Here is an 11511-nt window from a genome sequence, read left to right as displayed (position 1 = left end):
AGAAAAAAAGCGACCGAATTTCTTCAATCGCTTTTACATACACGCTCACAAATCAACATTAATCTAAAACTAGTTACTTATGGTATAATTAATTGGAATGTTATATCTCACTCTAACTGGCAGGTTATTTTGCATACCGGCTTTCCAACGCGGCGATTTTTTAATCACACGTGTAGCTTCCTCATCACAACCATAGCCAATGCCCTTCACTACTTTCACGTCGGTGATCGTACCGTCTTTCTCTACAACAAAGCTTAAAAAAACTTTACCTCCTATCCCCTCCTCTTGTGCCATGCTAGGATAACGTAAATTTCGTTGAATATATTTAGACCAAGCTTCCATTCCTCCCGGAAACTCTGGATAAACATCTACACCAGCCAAATCCTTTACATCATTTCCACTTGTACCATTTCCTCCAACGCCTATACCTTCGCCTCCGGTAACGCCACCTGTTCCTATATCAGCATTGCCTTTGGTGCCAATTCCCTCCACTGTGGTACTGGCTATTACTGCCTCATCTAAATCTGTTGCTTTAGGTGGTAGTGTACTAACAAGCTCATCTTTTACCACCGTTATATTACTCGGTAACGCAACAGTTTTTGCCTGTGCTTGGATAGATTTCGGCGCTTCCTGTTTCTGAGGTTCTGCCTCGGCCTTTTCAGGTTCCTCCTTTTTTTTCATCTCATGCACTTGATCAAATTCCACCACCTTCACTATTGGGTCATTTATTACCTGGTCTGGACTTTTAAGTGCTGCAATAACAGATGGGGCAAAAAAAACGCCTACAAATAATGGAGCTGCGATAAAAAATGCCTTCATCGTGTTGTTTGATGATTCTTTTCTTAATTGGTAAGCACCGTAATTTTGGTTTCGGTTGGCGAATACGAGAGCAAGCCACTTACTATCGTACAAATTTGATGAATTATTGAACATAGCTTTTGTTTTTTAGCTATGATGCGATACTTCACAAAAATCCATAAGGAAAATAAAAAATATATTTTTTTATAAAAAACAACAAAACAGCACTTCAAATTGAAATTTTATCATCAAAAAATATTTTTTATCAAATTTTAGATAAAAATTTTACTAAAAATCACAAAAAATCATATTTTTGGATAAAAATTTAAACAAATCAATGAAAAGCTTAAGAACCATAGCACTAAAAGAGGCTCAAAACAGAGAAATCCCTGAAATAAAAGCACCATCTACTAAAATTTCTGATTTCTACGGCTCGAATGTTTTCGACAAGAAAAAAATGAAAGAATATCTTTCTAAAGATGTTTTTGAAAAATTAATTTCTTCTATCAACCAAGGCGAATTGATTAACCAAGACGATGCAAATCAAATTGCAGCCGCTATGAAAGCTTGGGCAATGAGCAAAGGTGTAACGCACTACACTCACTGGTTTCAGCCTTTAACTGGTACAACTGCCGAAAAACACGATTCTTTCTTTGAGCCTAGTGGTGATGGTGCCATTGAGAAATTTGCCGGAAGTGCTTTGGTACAACAAGAGCCTGATGCTTCAAGTTTCCCTAATGGTGGTATCCGCAACACTTTCGAAGCTCGTGGTTACACTGCTTGGGATCCTTCTTCTCCTGCTTTCATTATGGAAAACTCTGCTGGTAAAACACTTTGTATTCCAACTGTATTTGTTGCTTACACCGGCGAAGCGCTTGACTATAAAGCTCCTTTGTTAAAGGCCCTATCGGCAATTGATAAAGCTGCAGTAGAGGTTTGCCAATATTTCGATAAAAGTGTATCTAAAGTAAATGCATCTTTAGGTATCGAGCAAGAATATTTCTTAGTTGACCTAGCTTTGTTTAACGCTCGTCCTGATTTAGTGCTAACTGGCCGTGCTTTGTTTGGCCACATGTCTGCAAAAGGACAGCAATTGGAAGATCATTACTTTGGTTCTATTCCTGAGCGTGTATTTGCTTACATGGTTGATTTCGAAAACGAAGCAATTAAATTAGGTATTCCACTAAAAACTCGCCATAACGAGGTAGCTCCATCTCAATTTGAGTGTGCTCCTATTTACGAGGAAATCAACTTAGCTATCGATCACAACCAATTATTAATGGATTTGATGGAAAAAGTTGCTCGTCGTCACAACTTTAAAGTGTTATTGCATGAAAAACCTTATGCTGGCATCAACGGTTCTGGTAAACACAACAACTGGTCGTTAATTACCGATACTGGTAAAAACCTTTTGGCACCAGGCAAAACACCTAAAAACAATTTGATGTTCTTGACTTTCTTCGTTAACACCATCAAAGCTGTTCACGAGCATGCAGATTTATTGAGAGCAAGTATTGCATCAGTAAGCAACGATCACCGTTTAGGTGCTAACGAGGCTCCTCCTGCAATCATCTCTATTTTCTTAGGTCAGCAATTAGACGAGATTTTAGATGAAATCGAGCACTCTCGCTTGAGCAAAAAACTAAAAGAAGACAACTCTCTTTGGTTGGGCATCCCTAAAATCCCACAAATTTTGTTAGACAATACCGATCGTAACCGTACTTCGCCATTTGCATTTACAGGCAACAAGTTCGAGTTAAGAGCAGTAGGTTCTTCTGCCAACTCATCGGCACCAATGACGGTGTTAAACGCAATTGTTGCTGACCAATTGACGAAATTTAAAGTTGATGTAGATAAATTGATCAAAAAAGGCGACAAAAAAGATGTTGCTTTAATGACTGTAATCAAACGTTACATCAAAGAATCTAAAGCGATCCGTTTTGAAGGTAATGGCTATAGCGACGAGTGGGCTGAAGAAGCAGAAAAACGCGGTTTATCAAACATTAAAACTACACCTAAAGCGCTTGATGCCTACGTAAGCGAAAAAACAACTGAACTTTTCACTAAAACTAACGTATTCAGCAAACGCGAATTACATGCTCGCCACGAAATTTTGTTAGAGAACTTCTACAAAAAGCTTCAAATTGAAGCTCGTGTAATGGGCGATGTAGCAAATAGTCAAGTTATTCCTGCAGTTATCGCATATCAAAATTCATTAATTGAAAATGCAAAAGGATTAAAAGATCTTGGTTTAAGCAAAGATGTAATCGCTACGCCATTGGCAATCATCGAAAAACTATCAAGCCACCTTTCTATCGTTAAAAACACTATCGATACGATGTTGGAAGAGCGTAAAGAAGTAAACAAAATCGAAGATACTCGTGAAAAAGCAATTGGTTATGATGAGAAAGTTAAGTCTCATTTCGACACCATCCGTTACCACGTTGACAAATTAGAACAAATTGTTGATGATAGCGTATGGCCATTGCCTAAATTCAGAGAATTGTTATTCTTAAAATAAGCAGCAAATTTTCATTATTAAAGGTGCAAGGTTTACTTTGCACCTTTTTTGTTTGTAAACTCCACCAACTAGGCGATCATGCTGAGCGTGTCGAAGCATCCGTAATTTTACTACATTATTTAGAAAAGCAAAACCCGTATTTCCATCAAAGCTAGTCCTTCTTTCCGCTAAATCTTTTGTTTCGCTGCGCTTTCACAAAAGTATATCGCTGCAATAAGGTTTATTTTACAAAATTCATTGCTACTATCTACCAAAAAACAAAAACACAAATCATATCACCCCCCTTTGGGTTTTATTATCGCACGTATAATCTCAATGATAATTTTACCCTCTGGAGTTGTATTTAATATGCCTAAATATCATTATTACAATGGGGTACGCAAAAACCATTCATTCGTCAACTTTGAACCGTCTAACAACGTTCAACATTACAACTTTTAAATCCTTAAACCCAAGGCAATTCCTCTACTAAAAGTTTAAATTCCCGCCAACTTTCCAACATTTAAACCTCACAGCTTTCCAACAACAAAAACAATCACTCAAGTTTTCAAAACCTTTTACCTTTTACCTTCCACCTTTTACCTTAATAACCTATCTTTGCAGACAATTATGAGCGACAATAGGTATAACCAGCGTGGCGTATCAGCATCAAAAGAAGATGTACACGCAGCCATCAAAAACATCGATAAAGGCATCTTTCCAAAAGCATTTTGTAAAATTATTCCTGACGTTTTAGGTAACGACGCTGATTATTGCAATATCATGCATGCCGATGGCGCCGGTACCAAATCATCATTGGCTTATACCTATTGGAAAGAAACTGGTGACCTCTCCGTTTGGAAAGGTATTGCACAAGATGCCATCATTATGAACATCGATGATTTGATTTGTGTTGGTGCTACAGACCAAATTTTACTATCATCAACCATTGGCCGCAATAAAAACTTGGTTCCTGGCGAAGTAATTGCTGCAATAATTAACGGCACCGAAGAAATTTTAGCCGAATTAAGATCACTAGGCATCTCCATTTATTCTACAGGAGGCGAAACCGCGGATGTAGGCGATTTAGTACGTACAATCATTGTAGATAGTACCGTTACCTGCCGCATGAAGAGGAGCCATGTGATTAGCAACGATAATATTAAGGCAGGCAACGTAGTTGTAGGTTTAGCTTCATTTGGAAAAGCTACTTATGAAAGCGAATATAACGGCGGCATGGGCTCAAATGGATTAACTTCTGCTCGCCATGATGTATTTGAAAAATCAATTGCTACGAAATACCCTGAAAGTTTTGACCCAGGTGTACCTTTTGACTTGGTGTTTTCTGGCGGCAAGCAGCTGACTGATTTAGTTCAAATTAATGAAAACGAAAGCGTAACAGCCGGTAAATTGGTTTTATCACCTACACGTACATACGCACCTGTAATCAAACAAATTCTAGACAAATACCGTGAACAAATTGATGGAATTGTACATTGCAGCGGTGGCGCACAAACAAAGGTATTACATTTCGTTAATGACGATGTACATGTAATTAAAGACAATCTGTTTCCAATACCTCCGCTATTCCAATTGATTCAAGAGCAATCTGGTACCGCTTGGGAAGAGATGTACAAAGTGTTCAACATGGGTCATCGTATGGAACTTTACGTCCCTGAAGAAATTGCTGAGGACATTATTAAAATTTCACAAAGCTTCCATATTGACGCAAAAATTATTGGTCGTGTCGAGACAAGCGATAAAAAACAGGTAACGATAAAAAGCGAATTCGGCGAATTCGTTTATAATTAACTTCTAGAGTTTTCATTCTGAGCTACGAGGAACCTATTTGTTAATTTAACTTGAGTTCGGGTTAAGGACTTTTACAACTCTTGAAAAATTTACATTGAACGTGTTCTTTTAGCTCGCCGCCGCTGGGCTCTTACTTTTTGACCGCAAAAAGTAACAAAAACTCTCGGTTGCTTATTTTTCTTTCAAAGAAAGTGCTTTGGCTTATTAGTGCAACCCGAAAAATAAGAGACCGAAAATTAGCTGAACGAAGATTTGAAGCGCTATCGCTAGCAAATAGCATAATCCTCTTATTCCGAACTCACGTTAATTTAACAGATTCCTCGTACCTCGGAATGACAAAGTAGCTTACCCCAACTTCTTTTTGAACAAATCAATAGTACGTTGCCAAGCTAATTTTGCGGCAGCCTCGTTATATCTCGTTGGCGAAGTATCATTGTTAAAAGCGTGGTTAACTCCGTCATAAACAAATAACTGATAGTCTTTATTGTTAGCTTTTAAAGCAGCCTCATAAGCCGGAATACCAGCATTGATGCGCTCATCTAAACCACCGTAATGCAGCATTAAACTTGCTTTAATATTAGGCACCTCTTCTGCCTTAGCCTGTGCACCATAATAAGCCACAGCCGCATTCAACATCGGATCTGCAACTGCCAACTTATTAGCCATGCCGCCGCCCCAACAAAAACCAACTACACCAGTTTTACCATTACTTAAAGGATAGGCCCTTAAAAAGTATAGCGCTTTCAGGTAATTACCCAAATTCTTTTCTGCATCAAGTTTACCAATTAATTCTCTTCCTTTATTTTCATCTTCCGGTGTGCCACCAAATGGAGAAAGCGCATCAACACCTAAAGCAACGAAACCAGCCAATGCCACTCGCTTAGTTACATCTTTAATGTGTGGGGTAAGTCCCCTATTTTCGTGTATTACCACAACAGCGCCTAATTTTTTCTTATTCGCCTTTGGCATGGCTAGCAGCCCCTTCATATTTCCCTCAACGCCCGGAAAGGTGATTTCTTCTGCATCAACTTCGCCATCGTGTACCGTAGCGGCATTGGCGTAATTGCTTTCCAAACTCGGCAAAACAGTTAAAGCTAGCGCAGTACTGCCAGTTAGTATCGCCAACTTTTTCATAAACTCCTTCCGACTGATTTGGCTGTGGGTATAGGAATCGTATAGGTTAATAATCTTTTGATCCATTGTTTTGTGTTAGGGTTTTATCTAAGTTAGGTATAAACAAAAAAATCCCCAAGCGTGGTGCTTGGGGATTTCAGTTTTGTATTGTCTATTTTACAACTTAGTTGAAGCTATATCTCAAACCAAACTGCATGTAATATGTTGATGAAATACTTGTGTTAATTCTGTTAGACTCTGAAATCAACTGACCATTGATTGTATTCAATCTAAAAGTTGGTTTTGTTGTACCTCCAGGAGTATAAGCGGTATTATTAGAAACTTGCAAAGGAGAATTGTTATTAATAGTGTAAGCACCCCATTTAGCATTAATTAAGTTACCTACGTTGAAAATATCAAAATAGAAACTCAATGAATTTTTGTTTCCAGCAACTTTACCAGCATACAACTCTTGAGTAAATCTGAAGTCAAACTGATGTCTCCAAGGAGAAACAGCACCATTTCTCTCTGCATACATTCCTTTTCTAGATTTCAAATACTTATCGCTCTCAATCAATTGGAAAAATGCGTCCGATTGTTGTTGAGGAGTGAAAGTTACCGTTCCAACTGTGTTGTTAACGAAAGTGATTTCAGATGGATCTTTAGGAATGTACATTAAGTCGTTATTTAAGTTATCCCTATTGAAATCATTTGAGTAGAAGTAAGAATATCTACCTTGTGAACCACCTTGATAAAATAAAGTCATACCTGTTTGCAACCCTTTAATCCACTCTGATTTGTGAGAGATGCTTCCAACAACTCTGTGAGGAATAACGTTTGACGTATAAGATAACGATGGATCGTTAGGATTTCCGCTAGACTGATAAGGCAAGCTGAATAAGTTTAAGATTTGGTCACCGCTTTGATCACCAAAATTTTTAGCGTAGCTATAAGTATAAGCTGCAGAAACTTCCCACTTGTTAGCGAAAGGTTTTGTCAACTGGAAACTGCTAGAAAAATACTCTCCACCTTTTACATTATCCATAACCGCCACATCTAAAGCACCGGTACCGGTTGCGCTAATCTGACCGTTAGACAATCTATTGATATATCTAGCTGAGCCTACACTTGTAGCAGATGTTGTCGGATAAATCATTCTGTTATCAGGATAACCAGAAACGTTTAGCGGAGATGGATTAACAAAGTTTGCATTTCTTGCAATTACTGCATTAATATCTTTACCATAAATCATCTCTACCGTTCCAATAAATCCGAATGGCAACTTAGCATCTAAACCTAAACTCGATTTCCATTGTTGAGGGAATTTCAAATCAGGAGACATTACTGAAATGTTCCCAGGAATTGAAGTGCCTGCCGCTGGTAAAGTTGAAGGATATAAAGCTTTATAGTTCGGATTAAAACTTGGCATGTTAGGATCAGTTTGACCACTAACAGTTTGAGTAAATTGTAACATACCAGCATCACCTGATTGTGCAACTAACCAAACAAAAGGAATACGACCGGTAAAGATTCCTGATCCACCACGAAGTTGTAAACTTCTATCACCTAAGATATCATAGTTAAAACCTACACGTGGAGAAAACATCACTTTCGTATCAGGTAATACGCCTGTATCAACTTTCTGACCACCATTAAATGTTGCAGCAGCAACTAATGGGTGAGTTTTCACCTCAGAAACATCTGGATAAGAAGGAAGTTCTAATCTTAATCCTAAAGTAACCTTCAATTTATCGCTTACTGAAATTTCATCTTGACCATAAGCAGATAACTGGAAGAATTGGAAGCTAGGAAATGCTTGCGAACCATCGGCAGTTAACGGGTATGTTAATGCAAAGTTAATTGGCTTAGCACCGCTGGTAAAATCTGTCCAGTTTCTATAAACATAATAACCTGTTCCAAAACGTTGGAATCCGTTTTTAACCTTACTCCATTCTGCTTGAGCACCTACTGTGAAATTATGTTTACCCAAAGCAAAAGTTAAATCATCATTTACAGTATAAGTCATAACGTCCCTTAAGTTTCCAAAAGTAAATGGCTCATAACCAAATGAAACTAAAGTAGATGCCGCATTTCTAGCGCCACCATCTAAGATATCAACTAATGGAAACTCAGCACCCGCTGAAGAACGTGGGTCATTTTGATGAGCGAATGAAGCTCTTAGAGAGTTATTGAATTTACCGAAATTAGAGTTCAACTCGGCAGTACCTGCATAAAGGTTAGCTTCTTGAAAATAATTCGAATTTTCGTAGCTCATTGCATATATCGACGTACGGGTATCAGTAGCTGAAAATCCAGAACCTGTTGTAGATTGATTTAAACCTACAGGTGATTTACTTTTCACTTGAGAATATCTGATGTTAAATTTGTGCTCATTGTTGATATTCCAGTCTAAACGAGCAAAAAATTTGTCATTGTTACTCTTATTTGAATAACCTTGATAAGGTCCGGTCTGGTAGCCATAAGTATTTGCCAAATAAGTACTCACCTGATCCATAAATGCAGCGGTTGGTCTTGCAATATTTAAAGTAGCATTTTCAACTCCGTTTGTAGAGGCTACTTTTGTTGGTCCAGGCTCAATAGTTTTCTTAAGTTCTGTATTAACGAAGAAAAATAATTTGTTTTTAATGATTGGACCACCTAGACTGAAACCATATTGTTTTTCATCTAATTGCTGTATGTTAGATATGGTATTATCCCCAACACGTACACCTTGCTGTTTCTCAGAACGGAATGTATAAAGTGCGTTTCCAAAAAAAGTGTTCTTTCCAGAACGAGTTACCGCATTGATAGAAGCTCCAGTGAAACCAGTTTGACGAACGTCGAAAGGAGTTACGTTAACCGAAATTTCTTCTAACGCGTCGATAGAAATCGGTGAACCATTTGCTGGAATATTTTGACCGATACCGAATTGATTGTTAAAGTTAGCACCGTCAACAGTGAAGTTATTGGCACGATACGAACCACCACCAATTGAAGAACCGTTAGCTTGCGGCGTTAAACGAGTCAAATCATTAACACTTCTAGTAATCGTTGGAAGGTCCTCAATTTTAGCTCTAGAAATAATAGTTGAAGCTCCATTTTTCTTAGAGTTCATAATCGGATCGTTTTTACCCATTACCACTACTTCGCTTAATACAGAAGAATTATCATCTAATTTCACTTCTAGATTAAAGCTTTCGCCTAACTTAAGGTAAACGTTTTCGATTTTTTGTGTTTTAAATCCTACAAAGCTTACTTCTACGATATAAGGCCCGCCCACACGCATATTGCCAATGGTGAACCTACCAGCGCTATTGGTAATTACTGTGTAAACAGACCCAGTCGGCGTGTGCGTAGCTTTAATACTTGCACCCGGCAAAGTCTCTTTTGAATCCCTAATTGTACCCGTCATAGATGATGTAGTAACCTGTGCGCTCACTGAACCCACAAAACCAACTACAACAAGAATAACCGATACAATTTTCAATAGTAAAGATTTTTTCATGCTTTTTTAATGAATTAATTGTTTTGTTAAGATATGTTAAAAAATACCGCTGCAAATCTAGATATTAATTTCCTTAACGCCTCTATTTCAATGTTAAATTATTATTAACTATCTTAAAACTTTTCCACACTTAACAATAGAGAAATTAAGTTTAAAACTCACTAAACCAATATCTTGAATACTACTTTCGCAAATACTGTAGCTATATTTTAAGATATTTTCATCTATGGCACTACTTTATTACAATTGCTTAATAATGGCTCTTATGGTTTAATCAACATTTTTTTTAATTTTGACCCACTAATTATTACGTTAATTTTCCTTTAAACAAGAATATGAACTACGATTTAATTGTTATAGGCAGCGGCCCAGGCGGATACGTTACTGCCATCAGAGCTTCCCAGCTTGGAATGAAAGTTGCCATCGTGGAACGCGAATCACTAGGTGGTATATGCCTTAACTGGGGCTGTATCCCTACTAAAGCCTTACTAAAAAGTGCACAAGTTTTCGAATACATTAACCACGCAGCTGATTATGGAATCACTACTGCAGAAGCAAAAGCTGATTTTGAAGCTGTTGTAAAACGTAGTCGCGGCGTTGCTGATGGAATGAGTAAAGGCGTTCAGTTCTTGATGAAAAAGAACAAAATTGACGTAATTATGGGTGCTGGCAAAGTTAAGCCGGGCAACAAAGTTGAAGTTAAAGGCGCTGATGGTTCACAAAAAGAACTAACTGCAAAAAATATTGTAATTGCCACTGGCGCTCGTTCAAGAGAGTTGCCTAACTTAAAACAAGATGGCAAAAAAGTAATTGGCTACCGCCAGGCAATGGTTTTACCTCAGCAACCAAAATCAATGGTGGTTGTTGGTTCAGGTGCTATTGGCGTTGAGTTTGCATACTTTTACGCTACAATGGGTACTAAGGTAACCATCGTTGAATTTATGGAGAACATTGTTCCTGTAGAAGACGAAGATGTATCGAAACAATTGCTACGTAGTTTGAAAAAAACTGGCATTGATATCATGACTTCTTCAAGCGTTGAAGCTGTTGACACATCGGGCGAAGGCTGCAAGGTGCAGGTAAAAACTGCTAGCGGCGTACAAACTATTGAGTGCGATATCGTACTTTCTGCAGCGGGAGTTGTAGCTAATATCGAAAATATTGGTTTAGAAGAAGTTGGCATTAAAACCGACAAAGGTAAAATCGTAGTAGATGAATACTACAACACATCAGTTAAAGGCTACTATGCCATAGGCGATGTTGTTCCTGGTCAAGCACTTGCTCACGTTGCATCTGCCGAAGGCATCATTTGCGTAGAAAAAATTGCTGGAATGCATGTAGAGCCTTTGGATTACAACAACATCCCTGGCTGTACCTACTGCTCGCCAGAAATTGCTTCTGTTGGTTACACTGAGAAAGCAGCAAAAGCAGCTGGCTATGAACTAAAAATCGGAAAATTCCCATTCTCAGCTTCTGGTAAAGCAAGTGCTGCTGGAGCAAAAGATGGTTTTGTTAAATTAATTTTCGATGCAAAATACGGCGAATTATTAGGTGCACACATGATTGGCGCAAACGTAACAGAAATGATTGCCGAAATTGTAGTGGCTAGAAAATTAGAAACTACTGGCCATGAGATGATCAAATCTGTACATCCACACCCTACCATGAGCGAGGCTATTATGGAAGCCGCCGCTGATGCTTACGGAGAAGTGATACACTTATAAAGCCCCTCCTATCCTCCCCAAAGGGGAGGGAAAAAGAGAGTCATGCATAAATCTTAGTA

At 38.2% G+C, this 11511-nt stretch carries 6 protein-coding genes; 3 read left to right on the top strand and 3 right to left on the bottom strand.

Translation table 11 applies throughout. The features are described from left to right. Positions 1–69 precede the first annotated feature (69 nt). Complete coding sequence (locus DUT68_RS03985) at positions 70–933, bottom strand: energy transducer TonB (RefSeq protein ID WP_113635962.1); 864 nt, start codon at positions 931–933, stop codon at positions 70–72. 202 nt (positions 934–1135) lie between these two features. On the opposite strand from DUT68_RS03985, the gene DUT68_RS03980 reads away from it, so the two are divergent. Both DUT68_RS03980 and DUT68_RS03975 read left to right on the top strand, forming a co-directional pair. Further along, complete coding sequence (locus tag DUT68_RS03980) at positions 1136–3319, top strand: glutamine synthetase III family protein (RefSeq protein ID WP_113635961.1); 2184 nt, start codon at positions 1136–1138, stop codon at positions 3317–3319. Between the two features lie 609 nt (positions 3320–3928). Further along, a complete protein-coding gene (locus tag DUT68_RS03975) occupies positions 3929–5110 on the top strand; it encodes an AIR synthase related protein (protein WP_113635959.1) in 1182 nt (393 codons plus the stop codon). Between the two features lie 345 nt (positions 5111–5455). On the opposite strand, the gene DUT68_RS03970 is transcribed toward DUT68_RS03975, so the two are convergent. Both DUT68_RS03970 and DUT68_RS03965 read right to left on the bottom strand, forming a co-directional pair. After that, complete coding sequence (locus DUT68_RS03970; protein ID WP_113635957.1) at positions 5456–6310, bottom strand: dienelactone hydrolase family protein; 855 nt, start codon at positions 6308–6310, stop codon at positions 5456–5458. A gap of 97 nt (positions 6311–6407) precedes the next feature. Beyond that, positions 6408–9728 carry a TonB-dependent receptor gene (locus DUT68_RS03965; RefSeq protein WP_113635955.1) on the bottom strand — a complete coding sequence of 1107 codons (3321 nt, stop codon included), beginning with the start codon at positions 9726–9728 and terminating at the stop codon, positions 6408–6410. Between the two features lie 335 nt (positions 9729–10063). On the opposite strand from DUT68_RS03965, the gene lpdA reads away from it, so the two are divergent. After that, the gene (lpdA, locus tag DUT68_RS03960) at positions 10064–11452 is read left to right on the top strand and encodes a dihydrolipoyl dehydrogenase (RefSeq protein ID WP_113635953.1); all 1389 of its coding nucleotides are present in this window, start codon (positions 10064–10066) and stop codon (positions 11450–11452) included. Positions 11453–11511: the final 59 nt, after the last annotated feature.

Source organism: Pedobacter zeaxanthinifaciens (assembly GCF_003313335.1).
GTDB lineage: Bacteria > Bacteroidota > Bacteroidia > Sphingobacteriales > Sphingobacteriaceae > Pedobacter > Pedobacter zeaxanthinifaciens.
Note: the sequence above shows the minus strand (reverse complement) of the source record. Positions and strands in the feature narration are given on the sequence as shown.

Coding starts and splice junctions, on each gene's coding strand:
- DUT68_RS03975 (WP_113635959.1), top strand. CDS start 3,929: ATGAGCGACAATAGGTATAACCAGCGTGGCGTATCAGCATCAAAAGAA.
- DUT68_RS03980 (WP_113635961.1), top strand. CDS start 1,136: ATGAAAAGCTTAAGAACCATAGCACTAAAAGAGGCTCAAAACAGAGAA.
- DUT68_RS03985 (WP_113635962.1), bottom strand. CDS start 933: ATGTTCAATAATTCATCAAATTTGTACGATAGTAAGTGGCTTGCTCTC.
- DUT68_RS03970 (WP_113635957.1), bottom strand. CDS start 6,310: ATGGATCAAAAGATTATTAACCTATACGATTCCTATACCCACAGCCAA.
- DUT68_RS03965 (WP_113635955.1), bottom strand. CDS start 9,728: ATGAAAAAATCTTTACTATTGAAAATTGTATCGGTTATTCTTGTTGTA.
- lpdA (WP_113635953.1), top strand. CDS start 10,064: ATGAACTACGATTTAATTGTTATAGGCAGCGGCCCAGGCGGATACGTT.